Annotated in this window: 18 protein-coding genes; 2 read left to right on the top strand and 16 right to left on the bottom strand. The window is 65.9% G+C overall.

Features of this window, described 5'->3' with window-relative positions; translation table 11 throughout:
* Positions 1–221: 221 nt before the first annotated feature.
* The 16 genes from eccE to HMPREF0591_RS33480 all read right to left on the bottom strand — a co-directional run bounded on the left by eccE (position 222) and on the right by HMPREF0591_RS33480 (position 20,535).
* Complete coding sequence (gene eccE / locus HMPREF0591_RS20065; protein ID WP_007170443.1) at positions 222–1,967, bottom strand: type VII secretion protein EccE; 1,746 nt, start codon at positions 1,965–1,967, stop codon at positions 222–224.
* Positions 1,964–3,592 (bottom strand): type VII secretion-associated serine protease mycosin, encoded by a 1,629-nt coding sequence (gene mycP, locus HMPREF0591_RS20070; RefSeq protein WP_007170444.1) that lies wholly within the window; start codon positions 3,590–3,592, stop codon positions 1,964–1,966. Before mycP ends, eccE begins: the two co-directional genes overlap by 4 nt.
* The gene (gene eccD / locus HMPREF0591_RS20075; protein ID WP_007170445.1) at positions 3,592–5,094 is read right to left on the bottom strand and encodes a type VII secretion integral membrane protein EccD; all 1,503 of its coding nucleotides are present in this window, start codon (positions 5,092–5,094) and stop codon (positions 3,592–3,594) included. Before eccD ends, mycP begins: the two co-directional genes overlap by 1 nt.
* The gene (locus HMPREF0591_RS20080) at positions 5,091–6,773 is read right to left on the bottom strand and encodes a MinD/ParA family ATP-binding protein (RefSeq protein WP_083802031.1); all 1,683 of its coding nucleotides are present in this window, start codon (positions 6,771–6,773) and stop codon (positions 5,091–5,093) included. Before HMPREF0591_RS20080 ends, eccD begins: the two co-directional genes overlap by 4 nt.
* A 76-nt stretch (positions 6,774–6,849) precedes the next feature.
* Positions 6,850–8,358, bottom strand: coding sequence for a type VII secretion protein EccB (gene eccB, locus HMPREF0591_RS20085; RefSeq protein WP_007170447.1), 1,509 nt, complete (start codon positions 8,356–8,358; stop codon positions 6,850–6,852).
* 75 nt (positions 8,359–8,433) lie between these two features.
* On the bottom strand, positions 8,434–9,294 hold the full coding sequence (locus HMPREF0591_RS20090; RefSeq protein ID WP_007170448.1) for an ESX secretion-associated protein EspG: 861 nt from the start codon (positions 9,292–9,294) through the stop codon (positions 8,434–8,436).
* Between the two features lie 81 nt (positions 9,295–9,375).
* Positions 9,376–9,678 (bottom strand): WXG100 family type VII secretion target, encoded by a 303-nt coding sequence (locus HMPREF0591_RS20095; protein WP_157137522.1) that lies wholly within the window; start codon positions 9,676–9,678, stop codon positions 9,376–9,378.
* Between the two features lie 49 nt (positions 9,679–9,727).
* Positions 9,728–10,051 (bottom strand): type VII secretion target, encoded by a 324-nt coding sequence (locus HMPREF0591_RS20100; protein WP_007170450.1) that lies wholly within the window; start codon positions 10,049–10,051, stop codon positions 9,728–9,730.
* A gap of 177 nt (positions 10,052–10,228) precedes the next feature.
* Positions 10,229–11,341 carry a PPE domain-containing protein gene (locus tag HMPREF0591_RS20105; protein ID WP_007170451.1) on the bottom strand — a complete coding sequence of 371 codons (1,113 nt, stop codon included), beginning with the start codon at positions 11,339–11,341 and terminating at the stop codon, positions 10,229–10,231.
* 23 nt (positions 11,342–11,364) lie between these two features.
* Positions 11,365–11,670, bottom strand: a complete 306-nt coding sequence (locus HMPREF0591_RS20110) for a PE domain-containing protein (RefSeq protein ID WP_007170452.1) — start codon at positions 11,668–11,670, stop codon at positions 11,365–11,367.
* A 385-nt stretch (positions 11,671–12,055) separates the two neighbouring features.
* Entirely contained in the window at positions 12,056–16,303 is a 4,248-nt protein-coding gene (locus HMPREF0591_RS20115) for a type VII secretion protein EccC (protein WP_007170453.1), read from the bottom strand.
* 342 nt (positions 16,304–16,645) lie between these two features.
* Complete coding sequence (locus tag HMPREF0591_RS20120) at positions 16,646–17,056, bottom strand: hypothetical protein (RefSeq protein ID WP_050790091.1); 411 nt, start codon at positions 17,054–17,056, stop codon at positions 16,646–16,648.
* A 142-nt stretch (positions 17,057–17,198) separates the two neighbouring features.
* Positions 17,199–18,272: a hypothetical protein gene (locus tag HMPREF0591_RS32425; RefSeq protein WP_157137523.1), complete on the bottom strand. Its 1,074-nt coding sequence runs from the start codon at positions 18,270–18,272 to the stop codon at positions 17,199–17,201.
* A gap of 96 nt (positions 18,273–18,368) precedes the next feature.
* Positions 18,369–18,866: an HD domain-containing protein gene (locus HMPREF0591_RS20130; RefSeq protein ID WP_244269001.1), complete on the bottom strand. Its 498-nt coding sequence runs from the start codon at positions 18,864–18,866 to the stop codon at positions 18,369–18,371.
* A 155-nt stretch (positions 18,867–19,021) separates the two neighbouring features.
* Positions 19,022–19,360, bottom strand: coding sequence for a DUF7161 family protein (locus HMPREF0591_RS20135; RefSeq protein ID WP_007170457.1), 339 nt, complete (start codon positions 19,358–19,360; stop codon positions 19,022–19,024).
* Positions 19,361–19,527: 167 nt separating this feature from the next.
* The gene (locus tag HMPREF0591_RS33480) at positions 19,528–20,535 is read right to left on the bottom strand and encodes a hypothetical protein (RefSeq protein WP_208857787.1); all 1,008 of its coding nucleotides are present in this window, start codon (positions 20,533–20,535) and stop codon (positions 19,528–19,530) included.
* 849 nt (positions 20,536–21,384) lie between these two features.
* Between HMPREF0591_RS33480 and HMPREF0591_RS33485 the strand changes: the two genes are divergently transcribed.
* Both HMPREF0591_RS33485 and HMPREF0591_RS33490 read left to right on the top strand, forming a co-directional pair.
* Positions 21,385–21,690: a hypothetical protein gene (locus HMPREF0591_RS33485; RefSeq protein ID WP_040623437.1), complete on the top strand. Its 306-nt coding sequence runs from the start codon at positions 21,385–21,387 to the stop codon at positions 21,688–21,690.
* A 39-nt stretch (positions 21,691–21,729) separates the two neighbouring features.
* Positions 21,730–21,921, top strand: a 192-nt coding sequence (locus HMPREF0591_RS33490; protein ID WP_208857788.1) for a hypothetical protein, incomplete at its 3' end; no start/stop codon positions are given.

Here is a 21,921-nt window from a genome sequence, read left to right on the forward strand (position 1 = left end):
CCCGGCAGACCGCAGGCCTGGCTCACTTCCTTGATGGTGAACAGACCCGACGAACCCGCCGCGCCGTGGCGCTGTCGCACTGCGTCCAACGAAATCACGGTGTCCTGCACAGCCATACCTCCAAGGTTAAGTCCTGCGCACGGCATGCAGGACGCCATTTGCAGTCAGCGGATTCTGGTGATGTGGTCAAGGGCCGGCCGGCCGGGCGGGCACCGCGCCCGTTAGTCGCTGCCGGTCCAGGTTTGTTCTTGGCGGAACACCACCATGGACACATCGACAGCCCGCGTCGCCGTGGTGATGCGCACCGTCGACTGCGAGGTCTGGTCGAACCGGATATCGGGCACCATGGCGTCTGCGGGGCTGCGCCCCACGGTGATCACCGTCGAGGACAGGCCGGCCTGCGGTGCGATGGTCGCGCGGTCGTTGACGATCATGGTGGGCACAAATTCAGCCGGGCGGCGGGCTTCGACCACCGCAATATTGGTTTGCGATACCGAATACCAGCGGTCGGGCTCTCGAGAATAGATGGCGATGCGTTCACCTGCGGCGGCTGCCCGGATCAGCAGCTGGCGCACGTAGAAATCCGACGTATCCATCACGATGCGGGTGGGCTGTGCGGGGTCGGTCAGCGTCCACATCACCAGATCGTCGCGCTGGATCGGTGGCCACGCCGCTTTGTCATCGCGCAGCGCTGCACCCACCAAGATTCCGGTCGGGCCGACCGGCAACTGCAAGTCCTCAGGCCCGCTCAACACCCGCACAGGCAAATCCGATGCGGGTTGGCTGGTCGGTGCTGCCCGCAGCGCCGCGTCGTACTGGCTGCCCGGCAAGGGATTTAGGAACAGGGTCGGGGGCTGCTCGGGCGGGCGTGGGTCGTTGGTACGCACCAGCGCAGACACCGCCACCGGGCCGCCAGGCTTCTTGCGCAGCATCATCACGTGCACGAGGTCATCGGAGCGTAGCGACCACATCTGGTTGAACGACTCGGTCGTGATGTCTTCGGGCGAAAAGTAATACGACGTCACATAGCCCGGTTTGGCGTTGATGGATTTCCAGCCAACCTCAGCCGTCGGGCGAACCACTTGCGCGCGAGGTGATGCCGCTTCAGCGCGCCCGTTGCGCCGATGCCGGCTGCCCACCGCGATGAGTGGCGCTGAGGTAGCGGTCATGGCGGTCTCAAGGTCCTCACTGTCCTCAGCGTCGTCGACAACCACAGGACGCTCGGGTGGACGGGCCAGCCCCATGCTGAGCTTGTCGAGCATGGCGTCTTGTTCTTGGGCGCTCAGCGCGCGGGCCCGACAGCCTTCCTGCTCAAGGGCTTTGACGATCCGCTCGGTGGCGGCTGCGGCCGCAGAGCCGATCGAGCGGCGATACATCAACCCTCGCACCGACTCAGTGATGTCCAGGCGCACGATCAAATGAGTGCTTCGTTGCCCGGCAGCGCCCCGATCGGCCAACAGCGTGCTGTAGAGGTGCGGATAGCCGGTGCCTGGGCGCACCCGATAGCCTGCGCTGACGATGTCGACACCCAGATGCAGACCGCCGGGCTGCTCCATGAGGCCCATCACGACGTTGAGCGGCAGCAGGTTGTCGGTCAACGACAGCGTTGAGCCGCGCAGGTATGTCGGTGAATACGCGCGCCCGTCGACTTCGATCATCGTGACGGCCTCATTGTCGGCCGTGCGCACTCCGTAGACACCGCCGCCGTGGCTGATATCGACCGCAGCTCCCGCTGCGGTGGTGTGCCGACGGCCGCGCAGCCAGCGCGAGCGGTCACGCACCCAGATCGCGGCGTTGCGCCGGTGCACCGTGACCGCCAACAGAATCAGCGCGACCACGGTGATCGCCGTTGCCGGCCACCACCCGTAGCGATAGGTCGGCAGCGTCGCGAAGGCAGCGATCCCGATCACCTCGGCCCCCAAGACAGCGCCCAAGGCGGGATGAACGGTGACCGGTCGGGCTTTCACGACATCCTCCGCCGGATAGCGAGCACCGCGAATAGCGCTCCAGTTGCCAACACCGCCGCGCCGAGGCCGAGCAGCGCCACGTTGCGTGGCCGCAGATCCGGCGCCGGCGGTTTGGGTGGCACGTGCAAAGCCGTACTGAGGTGCTCGACCGGTTTGGGGTCTCCGGCGGGGATATCGAAAGTCAAGGCGGCCACCGGATCGACCACCCCGTGGCCGACCTGGTTGTCCACGGTGTGTGCGGGATTGTGGGCGGTTTCCATGATGCGGCGAATCACTTGGTGGGCAGTAAGATTCGGATACTTGGCGCGGACCAGGGCGGCGACCCCGGCGACGTAGGCCGCCGAAAAGCTGGTGCCCCACACCCCGTTCCCGGTTCCCGGGTCATTGCCCGGTGAGGCATTCACCGCTGCCCCGTTGACGCTGGACAACCCCATGATGCGCGAACCGGGCGCGGCGACTCCCACCCAGGGCCCATTGATCGAATCAGGCATGGGCTGGCCCTCGGGGGTGACAGCGGCCACGGCTAGTACGTAATCGGAGAACCAGGCCGGGCTCACGATGGTGCGCACTCCGGCCCAGTCGCGCGGATCGTCGACGTTGAGTGGGTTGAAGACCGGGTTTTGGCCGCAGTCACGTTGCATCGGGTCGTTGCGGTTGCCGGCGGCCGCCACGATCACCGCGTCTTTGTCGACCGCGGCATAGCGTACGGCCGCCCCGAGGGGGTCCTGGTTGACCGGTGCTGCGGCGTTGGTGCACGACGCCAACGACACGTTGATCACCTTTGCGCCGCGATCAGCCGCGGTGCGAATCGCTTTGGCCAGCGAAAGCACGTCGCCCGCTTTGCGGTGCAGATCTTGTTCTTCCGGGGTGGGATGGGCTGGAGAGAACGCCGCCGAGGCTTGCCGGATCGAAATCAGTGTGGCATCAGGGGCCACACCCACCACCCCATCGGGACCAGTCGGAGGGGGCCCGGCCACCAGTGGTTGCCCCGCGTTGGGCCCGCCCGTGCCGTCGGCGGGGGCATCACCTCCCGGTGGGGGCGGGGGCGGTGGCGGCGGCGCGGTCACCGTGACCGTCGAGGGCGGCGGTGGTTTGGGTGTCGGCGGCGGAGGCGCCGGATTGGCAGGCACCGGCGGAGGCGCGGCGGGTGCACCCACGCCGGCCGGTTTCGGTGCAGGCCGGTCAGCGGGGTTGGCCGGCGCGGCGCCGATGATGCTGGCCACAAAGGAGCCGTGGTTGTCACAGTCGGTGAGTCCGCCGTTGGGTAGTCCCTGCACGTAGTCGCCGCCGGCAAACAACGCGGGGAATCGTGGATTCGGGGTCACACCGGTGTCGACGATCGCCACCGTCACCCCCGCGCCGGTGGAATACTGCCACGCCTGGGTCACATTGAGCATTACGTTGCCCGGCGCGGGCTGAGCAACGTTGGGATCGGCGATGACCACCGGCAAGATGCACGCCTCGCTTTGGCGCATCTCTTCGGTCGGCCCCGGGGTTTCCACCGGCGGCAGCGCCCCGGGGTCGATCACCGGTGGTGCGATCGCCAGCGCGGTCGGCGCCGCGACCACATTTGCGGCCAACAACGCTGCCGCAGCGGCAGCTGAGGCGGCGGCTTTGACGCCCATCAGTGATACCTCACGAATTGAATGAGGTCGATAGTCCATGCGGCGAACACCACGACCACGGTGGTGGCGACATACTCGGCATACTCGACGATTTCGCGCACCGGTTCGGAGAACATGTGGGTGGGGACGATCGCCCCGGCCAGCAGCGCTGCCAGCGCGATGCCCACCACCGCGCCGGCGGCAGTCAACACCGCAGCCGTGGACCCCGGGTTAGCCGCCAACCCGTAATGGGTGGGGATGGCAAACAGCGACAACGCGGCACCGACGACCAAGGTGATGGCGTGGCGGCGATCCCGGAAGGCGCGGGCGCGCAGCACGGTGATCAACGCGATGCAAGAGCTGACAGCGACAAAGGTCCACTGCGTGCCCACCCCGGGATGGATCGCGGCCCATGACGCCGCGATCTGGGTCAGCGCCGTGCCCAGCAGCAGCCCCATCAGCACCCGGTTGGACCGCAGGGCGACTTCGCCGACCTGCTCACCGGTCAACGTGACATCGCGTGGGCTGTCAGCAACCGGGGAAATGGTGTCCTCGGGGTCGTGGGGGGATCGCTCATACATGTCCTTGCCGGTGATGGATTCGAAGCTTTGGCGTGGCACGCGCGCGAGCCGCCGCCCAATCCCCGGCGCCGCCAACGACACCGTCAACACCCCGACCAGCACCACGACAGCGATGCGCTGGCCGGGTACGGCGAAAAACATCCGTGTGGCCGCACAGCCGAGTCCCGCCGCCGAGACGGTCACCATCGTGGTGACCGCCACCCAGTAGCGGCCGGTGAGCTTGCCTAGCGCTGCGGCGGCAATCAGTGCCACACCCGTGGCCAGGACCGCATGCGGGGCGCCAGGGTGGGCCCCGGGCGGGGTGGTCGCGCCGGTAGCGACCAGCGCAGCGATCACGGCCCAGCTGGTCGCGGCGGTAATGAACCGGTCGGCGCCCAGGCGGGAGGCCAGCACCGCGGCGCCGGCAACCACGAGCGCGGTCACCCCGAAAATGGTCGGCGCCAGCCAGCCGCCCGCACTCGCCCAGCGCAGCCGCCACACCAGCAGCGCGGCGGCGCTGAGCGCGACCAAACTCAGCGCCACAGCCACCCGGGCGGCATCTAGCGCGGTCACCGCCGGGAAATGTTGTTTGGCCCACTTCGCGATCGCCGCGCTGACATTTTCGATGTTGGGTTCATAGCGCTGGGCGGAGGCCGCGGGGATAAACGCCAGTAGCTCAGCGTCATTGACTCCTTGAGCCGCCAGTGACAGCTTCCCTGACAGCATGGTCATGCCCGCCGCCCGGGCGAACACGAACGCCCCGCCCGGCAGCTCCTTAGCCCCGATCGACTTGAGCCGCCGATTGATGGTGTCACGGGTGGGCTCGACCAGCTTGGCCAGCGGCACCGCCGCGGGCAAGAGCAAGTCAATTTGGTTGTCTCCCACCAGCAGTGACACCCGGCTCGACGGCGGGACCAGTGTCTCAGCCGCAGTGGCCGCGGGTTTGTCAGCGGTGGCGGTCATTGACGAGTTCCCCTCGGCGCGTCGGTCGTGGCGGCGAAATGCTCGGCGCAGGCCGCGGCTACCTTCAGCAGGGCCCGGTAGGTGTTGCGATTGACGTCCTCGACGAGGTCGATCACCCCGCCAGGACGCAGGTGTTCGTCGAAGGGCAGCTCGATGACCTTCTGGCCGCCCTTGCTGAACCGTTCCACCAGCAGCGCACGATCGCGTTTCGGTGAGTGGCCATCAGAGTCGTTGAGTACCACCACGGTTCGGTTAAGCAGGCTCGTGTACCCCTCGTTAGCCAGCCACTCCATGGTCTGGCCGGCCGCCGACGCGCCGTCCCACCACGGCGAGGACACCACGATCAGGGCGTCGAGATCGTTGAGGACGGCCCGGGTGACCGGCGAATCCAGCGTCGAGCCGCAGTCGACGATGGACAGGGTGAAATGCCTGTCGAGTTGATAGGTCGCGGCCTGATAGATCGCACTGTCCAAGACGCGGCGGCGCGCCGTGGCTGATTCGCCGCCCAGGACATACAGGCCTGCTTTGTTGCTGCCCAGTCGCCCTCGGATGTCGGCGAAGCTGTCGAGATGTTGGTCGGCGGCCAATTCCCAATACGAGCCCGAGACATCGGGGTCGATGCGGCTGGCGAGCTTGCCGAAAGCGGTGTCGGCGTCGATGGCGACCACCCGGTCCTCTTTGCGCAGATCGGCAAACACCGAACCCACGCTGGCGGAGATGGTGCTCTTCCCTACTCCGCCCTTGCCGAGGACGCCGATCTTGTACTTGCCGCGCAGCAGGGACTGGATCTGCCTTTGCAGGTCGTCTTGCTCGCGCTCATCTCGGGATTGGCCGGGGTTAATGAGTTTGAAGGTGCCCCGGTAGAGCACTTTGCGCCAGCCTCGCGTCGGCGGGATGCGCTTGGAAGGCAACAGCTCACTGCTGCGGATGTTGTCCGTGTAGTTGTACCGGGGGCCCGAGCCTTGAGCCTGCGACCAGCCGTGGGCGTCGTCGGCAGCGGCGGTCTCGGTCTGGGCGGGCGGCTGCTGCCAGTGCGGGATGGGCGCCTGCTCGCCCCCAGGAGCAGGCGCGGGCAGCGGGTGCTGGTGATGGAACTCCGGTGGGCTGTAGGGCTGCTGCTGGGCGGGCAGCGCCGGTGGGGGGCCGTAGCGGTCGTTTTGGACTCGCCAAGCGGGTGCCCCCGCTGGTGGGGGTGGGGCCACGTCGCCGCGGCGGCGCTGCAACGCCTCCCAGGCGTTCGTCTTGGACAGATCGACCACCGACGTCACTTCTTCGGAGGGCAGGCGCGTCAGCCTTGCGCTGTCAACGTCGTCGTCACTCTCAGTGGGGCGATCGGGCCAGCGAAATGCGCTGGCACCCGGGATCGGCCGGATCGGCCTGGGCGGCCCGCCCAGGGACCCCTCGGCGCGCGATGCGCCGGAGGGGGGCGCGAAGGGAGAGTCAACGGGGTTGGTGGGCTCCTCGGGCTGGCCGGCGTGGGGTCGGTCGGGCCAATCGAAGCGGGGACCCTCAGCGCGTTGTGGTGACACCCCCGAGCCGGCGGCGGGCGGTTCGGGTGGGCTGGCCGGCGGGGTCCCAGGGCGTTCAGGGTGCGGGTCGGCCGGGCTGGCCGTCGTGTCGCCGGGAGGCTCCGGCCGCGCTGCGTTCTCGTCGAATTCGGGCTCTGGGCGCTCGGTCATGATTCGTATCCTATCAGCGGAAATGCACAATATCCGCGCTAGTTGCGATGGCCTGGATTTCGGGCATTAGCGGTGGTCAGGGGGCCTTGGTGGGCAGTGTCTCGGCGCCTGCTACCGGTGTCAGGGTGTCATGCTGGGTCAGGGCGTCAGCGCGCGAGAGTGCGGGGCCGGGCGCAAACGTACGGATGAGCACCCACGGCGCTTGACGCGCAGATGCGGTGGTGATGTGCAGTGGCTTCAAAGCTGAGTCGTCGAGCTCGATGCCATAGCGGATCCCCTGATCGGACACCCACCACAGTGAATCGCGGCTCACTGACACCGGGTCGGCATTGGTGGTCATCACCAAATTTGTTGCGTCAGGGGCGATGTAGACCTGGTCGGCCTCGGCCTGGGCCGTCGCGCCGCTCGAGCGCGCGTCTTTGACCAGATGCACCAGCCGGTCATCGGACTCTGGCGGGGTGGGCAGCCCCTGCCCGGACAGGACGGTCACCTTGGCGGCCTTGTCAGTGGAGCCTTTCGACCATGCCAGGCAGGTGGTGCCGTTGATGCTGGTGTCCACCAGGTGCAGCCGGGTCGGGGGGTAGTAGGACACCGGCAGCGATTCGACCACCGGCACAGCAGCCAGCCGGTCGGGGGACACCACCACCGGGCCCAGGTCGCCGAACGAGTTCGCTGAGCGCAGCAGCGATGCCACGAACGGCGAAATGTGCTGGATCCCGTTGGGTAGCAACACAAATAGCTGATCGCCGGATTGCTGAACGTCGTGGACTGACAAGACCGAGCCGATCGGCGCGGGCCGGCCAAGATCCCATGGTGAGGGTTGGCCGGCGTTGGGAATGGTGGGAATGATCAGCGGATCGGTGGCCGGGATCGCGTCGTAGAGCGCTGTCGACATGGGAATCGGTTGTGGCGACGAGGAATCCACCCCCAGCGCCAGAGCCACCGACTTGTTGGTGACGTCGATTTCGGAGCGGTGCCCGTCCCAGATCACGATCGTCTTATCGTCGTGGCGGGCCAGCACCGCGTTCGGCATCGTCAGTGGCGCCGAGCGCCGGCCGGTCAGCGGCCCAGCGATCGTGGTCACCACGGGCGCCTGCCCCGCGGACTTGGTGGCCGTCGCGGTGGGGGCGCTGTCGCACACCGCCCATTGTGATTCCAGGCCGGTGCGCACGGGCATTTGCGTTGGCGCTCCGACGATCCCGACGATCGGACCTTGCGGGTACTTGGCCAGCTCGGCGGCTTTGACGAACGTCGGATTGGCGTCTTCTCCCGCAATCAGCCGTGCGCTCACCAAATTCAGGGCCGGGTGCAGCCGGTGGTCGACCATGACGTAGATCGCGCCGGTGTCGCGGTCGGCCAAGATTTGCGAGTTGCCTACCTGGCCAGCGGGTTTGATATAGGCCATCAGGGCGGCCAACCCGATCATGACGATGATCAGCGTATAGCCCAAGACCAGAGCCGCGATGCGGCGTTGCTCGGGGTCGTAATCCAAGCGCACCCCGTGGTGGCTCAATGCGGCCGCGTTGCGCCGATTCCAAAAGTAGTGCGCCGTCACCTGTAATCGCGACGTGAGGTTTAGGGCCATGAGCCAACCTTACGGCGCTCATCGCACGATATCTGCGCTAATTGCCTGCCCCAAGACATCGGTTCACCCGCCTGGTCAGACCAGCTGGGGAGCCGACAACAGGTTGGCCAGATCGTCGCGTAGACCCGACGCCGTGGTGGGCCAAATGCTCATCCATTCCTTGCCGTCAGCGCCGGTCGTGGTGGTGAAACTCAGTCGCCCGTACTCCGTATCGGCCACCGTCAACACCCGCGGATGCGGGCGCACGTCGGGGCAATGATCGATGACGGCCACCACCGCCATGGCTGACTGATCCAAGGTGGCGGCCGCTTGCACCACCTCCACCTCCCACGGGCCCAGCCCAAGGCGGCGCAGCGCCCCCGCCATCCCTTCAGGCGTGTGGCCGGCAGCATCGATGGCCATTTGCATCATGTCCTTGGGCACGTTGATGCCTTCAATATCGGCCGGCGGGTGATCCCCGAAGGCCGGCACCAGCATCTGGCACATCAGCTCAACCTGGCGGGTGGGCTCATCGGTTTCCCCGACCCCGCCGATCACCATCTCCTCGCCGTCTCGCGCCGCCATCGCCAAATAGCGGCCGTAACGGCACACCACCATCACGCGCTCATGGACGGTTGCGCCGCTGTCGTGCGTCGCAGGCTGATCCGGCCGGCGGATCGTAAGCACCACCTCGCGCTCAGCGCGGCCCAAGACCGTCATCCAGTCGCGCACCGCGTCGTCGACCCGGCCGTTCGCATCGATCACGCCCGCCTGCACCAGGCTCTGGTATTGCGCCGTGCCGGTCAGCGGAACCTTTCCGGCGTCCGTTTCAACGATGAAATCTGAATGCGCCGCGGGGATATAGGGTTTGAGCCGCAGGCTAATCGGCATACTCTCGACGCCCAAGAGCGCTTGCAAGACCCACACGCATTCGACCGACGCGTTCAACACGGCCATCACCCCCGATTGTCAATCAACGCGCATGAGGGGGGCCGCCGAAGCTGGCCCCCCTCAATCAGTTGCGCGAACGGCCCCGACTTAGATGGACTGGAAGCCCTGACCGACGGTGCTGTCAGCCGCCTGGAAAGCCATCGACGCCTGATCGATCACGTCGCCATGTCGAAAGATGACGTCTTTGCCGTCCTGGATGCCCTCGTTGATCAGCTGCTGGGCCTGCGCGTAGCTCTCAGCACCGTGAGGCCCCGAGAAGTAGTCCCGCGAAGACGCCAGCAAGTTCTGGGCCTGTTCGCGGATTGTCTCCAGCTCCTGCGCGAAGCTGTGCATGCTGGCGGTCGTATCGGCCAGACCAGCCGGGTGGTAGATCATTGGTCCTTCGGTCATCATGAACTCCTATGCTCTGTGTGGCTGAAAACGTATGTGGGACTGGTGATCAGGTGAACCGCAGGTGGCCCGCCACCGATGCGATGTGCTGCTGGGCCTCCTGGTCGCTGTTGTGGTACGTGGCGCCGCCACTGCGCAGCATCTCGTTGACCGCCATGAAACGGTTATGAATCTTTCGCTGCGCCTCGGCGATCTCTTCGGCGGTCACCAGGTTGGTGGTGCCGGCGCTGCCCCGCAGGTACTGGGCCGAGTGGGCATGGTTCACACTTTCGGAATAGCGGTGCAGAACATCCTGAGCCTGGCTGGACAGGTCGTCCATCTGGCGCGACAGGCTGTTGACCGAAGCCTGATCGACGTGAATGGGTTGTGACATCTAAATTCTCCTTGCAACAGATGTTGTGCCGTCTCTGGTGATTTTGAGTCTAAAAGCCCGCAGAGGGGGTCTCAGACGCTTTTTCGTCAGACTCGTTGCCGCTCCCCCCTACTCGATCCGGGCCGCCCCGTGACCTGCATCGTGCGGCCTGGGCGTTGCTGCTCGGCGGTGGCGGTCTCACGACCCACGGCCGCCGGGGGCGCCGTAGAGCCCACCGCCGCCGACGCCGGCGGGCCGGGCCCCCGATTCGGACGCCGTCTGCGCGGAGCCCTGCCAACCGCCCGGCAGTGTCGGTGCGGTCGGGGTGCTGAAGCTGCTGGCCGGACGGACGAATGTGCTTGACAGCGCAGACGAACCGCTCAACAGTCCGCCACCGCCGCCGCCGGCGGCGCCCATGCCGCCCATCGAGGCGCCCGCCGCGGCGGCCTCAGGTCCCAGCCCGCCCGCAGCCGCGCCGTTCAGACCATTCATCGAACTCAAAGGGCCCAGCATGCCCGAAAACATCTGCGGCGCTTGCCCTAACATCGACGGGAGCTGCTGGCCAGCCGAGGTGAACTGGCCGAACGTCGAGCCCACCTGCCCGAACAGGCCGCCAGCCTGGCTGGCCATCGACGTCATGATCGATGTGGGCTGCTGCGAGGTTTGGTCTGCTGCGGTCGTCATCGTCTTCGCACTCGCCTGAAACGCGGTTTGCCCCCCGGTCTGCCCCGCGTCCTGGGCGACACCGAGCGCAGGGCCCAACGGGTTGGCGGCCGTGGGTGAAAGCGGGTTGGGCTCGCTGATCGCCGCCAGTGCCGACGACACCGTGGCCCCGTAATACGTGCGGTTGAGCGCGTTCGTCACCCAAAAATGGCCGTAATACTGCGCATCCAAGGCGATGATGCCCGGGGTGTTTTGGCCGAACCAGTTCGTGCCGACCAAACCCGCCTGGGTGGTTCTATTGGTCAGGCACACCTGGGCGGGGATCATGTTCTCCACCGCGGCGGTGTGGGCGGCCGCAACCTCGGCCGCCTGAATCTGGCCGATGCGAATCCACGCCGACGCGGCCGCGCACACAGCCATGAATTCGGCGGCGCTCATTTCCATCATTTCACCGCCAGGGCCCTGCCATCCCACCATCGCGGTGGTCGAGGTGGTCAACCCCATTGCCGTCAGTTCGGCAATCAGCATGTCGGCGACCGACTCGTAGCCCGCGGCCGCCTCCACCAGGCTTGCCCCCAGGTCCCCGGCGATCATCAGGGTGTGATTGATCTCCGGCGCGACGGCTGCGGCGTCCCCGAACTCGCTCATCGCGTCCCTCCCCGGAAAGCTGGCTAGATGACCAGCGACGCCTCGTTCACCGCGTCCATCGCGGTGTAGGCCGCGCCGCTGGCGGCGATGGTCTGCGCGAACAGCGAGCGCACGAGAGTCAGCTGAGTGAGCATCGCGTCGGTCATAGCGCCATGGGCGGCGAAACCTGCCGCCGCGGCGGCCGAGGCGTCCTCGCCCCCCGGCGGCAAAACCGCCGTCACCGGGCCCGCGGCACCGGCCATGGTCCCGCCCATGGTGGCGGCGCCGGATTCCTCTGCGGCTGAGGCCCCGGCCAATACCGGAGCCGAGATGAGCATGGGACTCGTCATAATCCAGCCTCCCCAAAGAAATGGTCGTGCGTATCCAAGTTACGCCCCGCCCGGACACGCTTAGCGCAAATGTTACCGCGCAGGGCGGACAACCGCCCCCGAACGTAAATGCCCCCAAACCGGGAGGCCAGCACGTCCACCGAACTGTGGCGCGGCATCGCGAAATAGCAAACCTGGGGCGGGTTTCCACCCCGCTGGGCAGTCACCGTGAATAAAGCGGCGTTTCCCACGATGACGTCCATTAAGGCGCGGCTGAAACGCGGGTGAGCGACCGGCGCACCGCGCACGCCCACGCAGGGCGCCCACGCCATTCATATCAGTCGACATCGTCGCGCGGCAACAGTTACCTGGGTTGGTTCGGGCTGGCTCGCGGTCCGTTCGGACCTCAACGACGTCTGCCCACAAACGGCGGCTCCGACCACCCCACGAGCACGTTCTGGACGCCCGCGCGGCGAGCCAGGCGGCCCTTGCCCTCACGCTGAGGCTCGGCATACACCCCAGGAAGGACCTGGCCGTGTTGGCGCACCCCGTTCATCACCAACACCGGTGGCGTCATATTCATCACCTTGCCCAACACACCTTGCCCGGATTGGGCATGAAAACTGAATTGCGCGATGTCGGCGGTGGCCACAATGTGCAACCCCAAATCCTCGGCCTCGGCCACATATTGCGCCAACGGCATCAAGGGACTCGTGCCGCCCGGCCACGCCGTGGCCCCGTCGATGATCACAAACAATTCCCGGCCCTGCCAGAACCGCTTGGTGGCCAAATCCTCAGGCGAGGCGTCCTTTGGTGGGCGACGCCGTTCCAACTCCGCGGCCACCGCCTTGACGACATTAGCGATATGGGAGGGATTCTGCGCATACGCCGACAGCCAGTCCTCGGTGGGCACCACACCGATGTTGGCTCGGCGATGCTCCAACAAGACGATCGTTGCCTCATCAGAGCGATACGAGCGCATGATGCCCAGCATCATCGCCCGCAGCCAGCTGCTCAGACCGCACATCGCCAACCCGGTGGCCACCGCATGGGGATGATCGGAGAAGTCGATCGTTGCCGGGATCAGCGGCGCGCCCGGCAGATTCGACTCCGCAAGACCAAACGCCACCACACCGGGCTGAAGAGGTTCGGTGATGCCGGCGAACACGTCGCTCAGGAGCACCTTTTCCGGCAGCCGCGCCACCGCCACCGCCTTGGCCACACCGGCGACACGGCGAACCACCGCACTCAACTGGTCTCCCTCCAGCTGGCCACTCGACCCGCCCGGCTCAACAAACTCGCTGGGCGGATGAGCCAACGCCGGCCAACCGACCATCAAATGATGCCCATCAGGGGTCAACCCGCGGCCAGGTCGATTCGGCACCTCGCGCGCCGGGTTGCGCTCGGGGTCGGCCCGATCGCGTTTCACCGTCGTGTCATGCTCGTGGACCAACTTCAACTCCAAGGTCAAACCCGTCTCGGTCTTTACCCCGGTAGAAATCCCCGACAAGGTGCTGGTGTGGGTGTAGACCACCCGCACCCCGTAGTTACGCGCTCGCATCAGCGCGGCGACCCGCGGCGCCAGATCCGTATAGGTTTCGCTGAAGTTCTTCCACCCATCGATGATCAGGACAACATCGCCGCCCTCCACCGACCTTGCCGCTTGGAGGTCGGTGACCGGCGCGGCCTCGGAATACCGATCGGCGCCGAATTTGGCCGCCCGAACCTGATCCATGTCGAGGCGTTGTGTCGTGAACGCCTTGTCGCGCTCGTTGACGATCGCTTCCACCGTCGCGATGACGCGGTTGACGCCCTCGCTGTCCGTGCCGGCCACCACCGCGCCCACATGCGGAAGATCGCCCACGCGCGCGAGCTGCGGGCCGCTGGCCGCGATGCAATAGAACTGCACCCGATCGGGGTGATACAGCAGCGCCGCCGAGGTCACCATCGTCATCAGCGCGGTGGTCGCCCCCCGGGTCGGGGCGCCCACAATCAGCGCATTGTCACGAAGCAAATCCATGCAGTACGGCTCTTGCCGGGCCCCCCGCGGATAGTCAGCCAGCGCCACCGGCATGAACAGTCCCGGATTGTTGCCGTAATCGACATACCAGGGGCGGCCCCGCCAGCGCGCCACCAACTCATCGACCGGGGTCGGATCCCCCAACACCGGCAGCCAGATCGGCCGCGGCGGGCGTTCCGGGCAGGCCTGCAACGACTCGGCGATCGCCGTCACCATCTTGATCGGCTCATCCTCCGGGGCGCGTCGCGGTGCCGGCAGATTCGCCAGCTCGGCGAGCTCAGGCTCCGGGGCGAGACGGCCGTCGACGTCCTCGCTCTCATCGACGGTGAACAGCCGCGGCACGAACTCCGTGGGCGCCCGGTGCGGCGTCGTCGAGGTCCCCGCACCCTCATCCGCAGGCACGAAATCGGCTGACGTAAAGAAGTATCGGAACTTGCGTGCCTCCCGCAACGCCACCCGCAGATAGGCGGTGCCTTCTTCGCCGTGAGGCGCAATGTGGGCCGCCCGGGCATCGCCGATCGCCGCTTTGGACTCCTCCTCCGTGCCGGTGCGCGCAGCCACGTTGTAGCCCAGCAGCTTGGTGATGTCCCGCAGATTCTGGGTGTCCTTGGTCTGGCCCACCAGCTTCAAAAACACATGCAGCGAGCGGCCCACCCGCGCTATCCGCAAATACAGCTTGCGGAACTTCGGCCCCCAGATCGGATCGGCGAACACCTCGTTGTACTCATCGGTGATCACCCACAACACCGGGATCGGCGGCAAGGTGGGATCCACCAGCCGCCGCCGGTTATATGTCGTCACATCAGGGCAGTCATCGACCGCGGCGATCATCTCACCGCGGCGATCCAGCTCGCCATCCAACGTCTCATAAAGCCGGCCCACCAGATGGCTTTCCTCGGCCAGGTTGCTCACCGCGGCCACCACATGCGGGAAGCGCCCGATCATGCCCGCCGCCGAGCGCAACTTGAAGTCGGTGAACACGATGTTGAGCACCTCCGGCGAGTGCGTCAGGCACGCCGCGGCGACCTCGGTGATCAACCCTTCCGACTTTCCCGCCCCGGTGGTGCCGATGAACAACCCGTGCATGCCCATGCCGCCTTGGGCGCCCTCACGCAGATCCAGCCACACCGTCTCACCGGTGTCGGCGTACACCCCAATCGGGAACCGCATCCACCCCGGTCCTTGGGCGCGCGTAGCCGCCCACAGCCGGTCGGTGTCAAGGTGGCGCGGGTCGCGAATCCCCAGCGCGTCAATGACATAGCGCTGCTCGACATCCTTGACCAGGGTCACGCTCGTCGAGCCGTGCGCGCGGTAGCGCGCCATCGACCGGGCGAACCGTTCTGCCTCGTCAACGCTCATCTGGTCAGCGAGCGCGTAGAACGCTTCCTCTAGCTCGTCGGACTTGGTGTCCGACGCGCCATACATGGCCGCGGCGTGCTGCTGCTGATCACTGAGCAGCACCTGCTTGCGCAGCACTCCCCCCTCGATGCGGTAGGTCGTCTCCGGTGAAAATCCCACCCACTGTGTGGCGCCCACGCCCGCCGCACGACTCGGGCGCGGCGGGACACGCTCTGCCAAACGGATAAAGCACGTGCTGGCATACCCGGTGGCCCCGGTCAGTCCTTCCCAGTCCTCTGGGGTCGCGCAGTGGTCATCGACGATCACCCGAAGCGGTGGTGTCGCACCGCCAGCCGACATCCCGCTAGACGGGCGTGACCACGACTCGCGCGCACCGGCGGGGTCCTCATCGAAGAACGCCTCCAGCTCGGCCGGCGACGAAAACAGCATCCGCCGCTCACCGCACCCATCCCGCAGCCGCGAATGCTGCATGTGGGGAAGCCATTTCGCCCAATCCCATTGCGTCGGTGCGGCGCTGACCACGATGATCTCCAGATCAGCAGGGCTGTGGAACGCGGCCAGCTGGCACAGCATCGCGCGCACCAACGCACGCCCTTGCTCAAGATCGCCCACGATCCCGATGCCGGGAAACCGTTGCAGCCACACCGCTTTGGGCACACCATCGACATACTCTTGTGCGTTCAAGAACTTGCGCAGCGCGTGCCCGGTCGCCGGCTCAAGGTCAGCGGCCGGGGCGATCTCAGGCTTCTCCAGCGTCATCGCCAGTTTCACCTTGCCCACACCGACGCGCACCACCGCGAACATGTCGGTTCCCGGTTCGCGATCCCACATCCGGACCGAGCCCGCAACTGAAATCAAATCCTCTGGCGCCCAATGGAAATGGCAGCGGTGCTCCCATTGCTGTCTGCGCTGCACGTCAACAATATCGCGGGTGTCGTCCTGTAATGCGAACCACTTACGGCGTCGCGCAGTGAGCTCACCCCACGACATCTTGCGTGACGCGCCCCGGTTGCGCACCACCATGCCGATTGCGCTGAACGCCGCCATCCCACCGAAAAGCCCGAAACCACCGGCTAATTGGCGTGCACCCGAGGCGTACATCACCACGATCAAGCCGACGATGCCGAACAACAGCCCGATCGGCAGCACAATGCCCCAAATGCTTCGCGGCGGCGGAACCGGCGCCACAATGGGTGCCTCTAACTTAATCTTTCCGCCACCGGTTTTCGGCGGGCGGATAGGATCACCCGGGCGCTCAAATCGATGAGTGGTCACCTGACCACCCTAACCTGACGGTGCACGCAAATCCGCGTTAAATCCGCGCACCCAGACATCGCACATGGTCCATGGCCGGTTCCCGCGATATGACCTTCCGCCTGCGGTTATACGGAGGCCGACCAGCCGGCGACAAATCGCGTGCTGCGCGAAGCTATAGCGGAGAGTGCTCGGATCTGGATGGCGTACTCAAACGTGGGGCCAACCGGCAGGCCTTGACAGCCACAACCCCACCGTTGAGGACACTTCCGCCCGACCAGCGACGAGCCGATCCAATGGCGTAATTGCTGCTTAGAGCAGCGTTGAAACTATGGCCGGCTAAGGCGCAGGCCAGGAGCCGCGTTAGATACGGGTCATTCCGTCTTGATCAACCGAACAGAAGATGCATGGGTCGTCGTGCTCGCTGCCATAGCTGGCATAGCGTGACACTGGGCCTACCACCGTCGCGGCGATGTCCTCTTCAAGTGACGGTTCATCGGCTGCAGGGCCGTATGGGCTCAGGGAAGCGATGCTGCGGACCAGCGCGCTGGGGTGGTCAGGACTGCCGGTGATGTCGGCAGCAGGCCTGCCGTCGACAAAGAGGGTGTACATGTCGTGCTCGGGAAATCCATAGTTGAGTCGCAGCACCCACCACTGGCCGGATTCGTGTGCGGCGTACGGGAAAAACTTGTACCCCGTGCGGAACCAGTGAGGCTGTGCATTCTCGTCAATTGCGGGTGCGGTCATCGCGGAGGACTCATCACGACTTGACATGGATCAATTCTACGGCGCACGGATGACATGTCGTTCGCTATCTGCATGAGGGGCCGAACACAGTGGGTGACCGGCAAGCCCGATGATGCCAACCAGTGATTGGCCGCTGAGATCTGCCGATAACACGGGTAGTACCTGCTTTTTACTCGAAGTCTCGGGGGTTTTCCCACGGATCGTCTTCCCCCAAGATTGGGATGTGGTGGGGAATGCTATGCGGGGGGTGAACGACATGAGGTCCAATAGGCGTGGTGGGTCCCCCGATCATCGGCCCTTCACCGCCCTCCATGGGGGGTACAGGCTTAGGGGCTGCTGGCTCGACAGGCGGCGCCTTGGCGAGCGGGGGTGGCTCGGCCGGGGCGGGTGCTGGTGGCGGTCCGACAGGCCCGGACTCGACCGGTGCCGGACGCACCGGCGGTAAATCAGGAGGATGGGCAGGGTCGATACCTAATTTCGCGTTCACGCTGCCTCGGCTCCTCGTGGAGCTGTCGATGATTGAGTTCCAGACGTCGTCTCCGGCAAGCCCCTTAGCCTGATTTTTGGCGATGAGCTGATCGAGTGTCAGGTTGGGTTCATTGGCGTTAAGTTGGCCGGCCAGTGCTCGGTCACTCATCAGGTCGCGACACCACGACCGGAGCTGGTTTCGTAGATCGAACATCATTTTCGCGCGTTGTTGCGGGCTTACGCCCTGCTGCATGAGTTGCTCGTTGAGTTGACGCATGCGTTGTTCGCCTTGCAGATACACGGTGCGCGCCTCGTCAGGCGAGAGGGTGCCCGGATTGTAGTTGGGCAAATTGAGCTGGTTGGCGGGGTTGGGGTCGCCCGGCGGCGGTGGTTTTGGGGATGGTGGTGGTTCTTGTTTGAAGGTGTGGTTGTCGGCGGCGTAGATACCGCTATGAGGTCGGGTGTCGCGCGGCGGGTTTTGACCGAGCTGGCGGATCTGGTTGGCGTTGTGCTCGTCTTGGCCTTGCAGGCGTGCCACGCCTTGTTGGGTTGCTGCCTGCAGCTGGGGGCTCTTGCGAGCGAGGTCGGCGGTCAGTGTCGCTGACTTGGTCGCCATTCCGGTTGCGATGGTGGCGGCCGCGGCATCGGGGGGTGATCCCGGCAAGGCGATCGGCACTACTCCTGGACGAGGGGCCGCCGCGGTCTCAGCGTGCATCGTTGCCTGCTCCGCCGCTTCCAACAGTGCTGACGGTTGGACTTTGATGGAGTCAGCCACGACTAAAACGCCTCTACTTTTGGCACTCTGTTTCCGCACGGATCATGGGAATGACTGGCATCTATTCTCTCACGCTTTGGCGGACACCCGCTGCGCTTAATGGGTGAGGGTGTGCAGTTCGCCGGCAAGGTTGGCCCGAGCCGGGCGTTCCCAGTGTTGGCGACCGTAGGGGGTGTGAAACAACGTGGTGGTGGTGAGGAAGGCGCGCAGTATCTCAATGCGCCCGGCGGTAAAGGCTTCATCGGACAGGTCGGGATGTTCGGCGCGGATTGCCGCGGTGTAGGCGGCGTAGCGCCGGACAGGTGAGGCCAGGATTTTCAGGTCGGCGTCGCACAGCGTTTCGCCGTTACGATCGCCCGCGCCAGGACGGTGGGTGGCGGTCAGGCGGACCAGTCGACTCACTTCGCCGATCACCTCACAAGCCACTCCCACGTCGGCGAGTTCGGATTCGGCACGTGCGGCGCTGCGGGTCTCGTCGTCGGGTCCGCCGGTGTAAACCGCATCGTGATACCACGCCGCTAGGTGCACTGCGGCCGCGTCCGTGGCATGCCCGAGCTGGTTGACACCGTCAAGGACGTCGCGCAGATGCGTCACGGTGTGGTAGTGCCGGGTGGGCTCGGCCCAAGAGCGGAGTAACGCCTGGCCGACCGAAGCGATCCGGGGACTGCTCGTCAACGGGGCCAACAGCTCGCGCCAGGTCCCGCGGAGGTCCTCAGACGCATTGTCCCCAACAGTGGGTACCAGGCCGGTCATTGCTGATCGTCGTAAACACCGAGCTGGGAAAATTCCACCACCGCGACGATGTCGGGTCGGCCGACGGGATGCACGCGCAGGTTGTACAGGACACTCGGGGTGTCATCCAAGCAGATGACATCGGTGATCCCGATGAGTGCTTCTTGCGGCCAGCCCGCATCACTGGCGGGCATATCGTTCATCGACCGCATCCGTCTGCCCCGCAGGCCCGTCGCGTCATAGCGAAACAGGTGGGCCCCGGACCCAGAGCCAAATTCTTCGGTCAGGCCGCTGGCACTGGCCACATGCACCAGGACCCCGTGACGGTCACGGCCCACCCACAACAACGCCGCCACCCGCCGATCGTCTGCTCGGCGGCCTCCTCCAGCTGCGCGCTGGTCGCCGCCACCACCCCCACGGTGATGTCCCCGAACGCCGGACGTCCGTCGTCTCGGCAGCCATCGCCGCGAAGGTGGTTGCAGCAGCCAGCGCTAGCGGTGGCGCCAGGATGCCGTGGTGGTCCTCACCCACGAGATGCGCCTACCGAATCTGTGATTTGCATTGCTGCATAAGCGATTTCGGGATATTTAATGCGCGGACCGTCGGTGGTGTCATCAAGGTTCCATCGCAGCAAGATCTCGATTAACCGCGCCAGGTCGAACAGGGCCCGCACATGTGCAGAGGCCGGCCCGTCGCTGCCGAACAGGCCCGGGCGCAACGCTGTGCCCATGCCGACAGTTTCGAAGTACGCCGTCGCTAGGGCGGCCCAGCGTTCAGCTTTGACCGGCACACCGTCGCGCAACGTCGCCAAGATCTCGCGAATCACCGGCGGTACCGCAAGGTCTCGCACCGCACCCGCATGACCCAATGCCGCCTCGGCAGCCTGCTGGGTCACCCGCCAGGCCTCCGACGGGTCCGGGAGCGGGCCATCCCCAAAGCCGGTCAACCGCGCGTAAAGTCCTCGATCCACCGTCTCTAACCGGTGCATGTGGCTCTCATCGAGCGCCATCGCGGGATCGGTGTCTTTCAGCGGGGACAGATCTACCGGGCAGTCCTCACACTGCGCGATCCCGGCGGCGCGAGCCGGCACCGAGGAGCCCCCATAACTGGTCGACACCGCCAACGCCCACAACTCCACCCCGGGATTGTTCTTGGTGGCCAGCTCGGCATAAGCCAACATGGTCTCGGCCGGATTGGCCCAGCTAAACCACCGCTCCCGAAAACCCGGGCTCAAGGTGACATCGGCGAATAGCATCCGCACCGAGCGCGGCACAAACACCCCGGACGGAATGTAGCCCGCGCCATCACTATTGACCACCACCGTCTCCACACCCGACTGCGTGTGGAACACCCCCACGCACCAGTCCATGACAAAGTGCTTCGTTTTCTGGCAGGCGTGCACCAACTGATACACCAGCTGAGAAGTCGACTCCAACAACGGATCCGGCCGCGCCGAGCGCACCCCCTCACTAGCAGCGCCCGCACTGGCCCCAATCCCCGAACCCACCACACCCGGCGGCAGCGGCGTCACCGACGGCGAAGCTGACGAGCCGCCGCCAGCTGCTGATGGCGCCAGCGGCGCACCCGATGCCGAACTCACCGCTGCACCCGAAGCGGCCACAGCGGTACGCGGAACATCCGAGCCGAACGGCGGCAACGCCCCCGCCGGCCCCGCAGGCACACCACCGCCACCCGGCGCGGCAGGCGCCACAGGTGACACCGGCACCGGCGACGGCGCGGCCAGCGCTCCCCCAGACGCCGCCACCGGAGCCGGGCCCGGCGCATACGCGCCCGCCGGCCCCGCGCTCGCCGGCGCCGCAGAAGACGGCATCACCGGAGGCGCCAACGGAGCAGGACCAGCACCCAACCCCGCACCCAAACCACGCGAGAAATCCGTCGGCGCCGCGGGCGGGGCCACCCCCGTAGGAGGCGTCAACCCCGCAGCACCAGGTAGGCCAGCACCCCCGGACAACCCCTGCGCCGGCAAACCACTAGGCCCTGACGGCATCGACAACCCCGGAACACCACCCCCACCTCCAGGATTTCCTATTGGCATCGGTGAGCCGCCGGAAGTACCGGTGAAAGGCAGAGGGCCTCCTGGAAGGCTTCCCGCGACTTCATTGCGTTGAGTTCCGAATTTCGGCGGGTTTTTGTGGGGGTCGGGCAGATCATCGCCGACTGCATTCCGGGCACCCGGGAGCGGATCTCCATGCGCACCCGGTGCGTCTCCGGTAGGACCGGTGCCGTCTCTTGCATTGCCGAATTTAGGCGGTGGGTTATCAGGAGGAGGTGCTGGAGCCGGTGATTCTGGAACGTTGGTGAATCCTGCAGGCTTGGCTGCTCGTGGGCCGCCAGGCCCACCACCACCAGGACCGAAGCCGTGGTTTTGCATCTCGCGCAGCGTGGCGTCGACCGGGTCTTTACCCGCTCCGTTCCCGCCGGGGTCCGGCTTGGGGTTAACGCCTATGTGTTGGCCCTGGGTAGTTATGGCCGCGGCTGTCTCCGCAGCTGCCGCCGTGGCGGCCGCCCGGGCTTTCGCGACCACGGCATTGATTTCTGCCCACATGGCGGCCGATCCCAACAGCTGCTCTTGTTTCATGAGCTGTTGGATCTCTTCGTGGGCGTGAAGGTCGATTTGGTCGAGGTCCTCACGCAGGCCGTAAAACAGTCGAGAGATTTCGTCTGAGGCGCGGGCCATCGCGAAGAACTCATCAGCGGCGGCGTCGTGATCGCCCGCCCAGCGGCGAAGTGCATCACAAAATCCATCAATGGCCTGTCCCGATTGCTCGGCGGCTACACCACCGGCCTGTCGACGCAGCCCCTCCGCCGTGTCGATCAGCTTCACACCATGGGCATGCTGCTCCTCAGACGCGGTCTGAAAGCTCTGCGGATCCGTCATCGGCCACGAGCCACCCAA

The organism is Mycobacterium parascrofulaceum ATCC BAA-614 (genome assembly GCF_000164135.1).
Lineage (GTDB): Bacteria > Actinomycetota > Actinomycetes > Mycobacteriales > Mycobacteriaceae > Mycobacterium > Mycobacterium parascrofulaceum.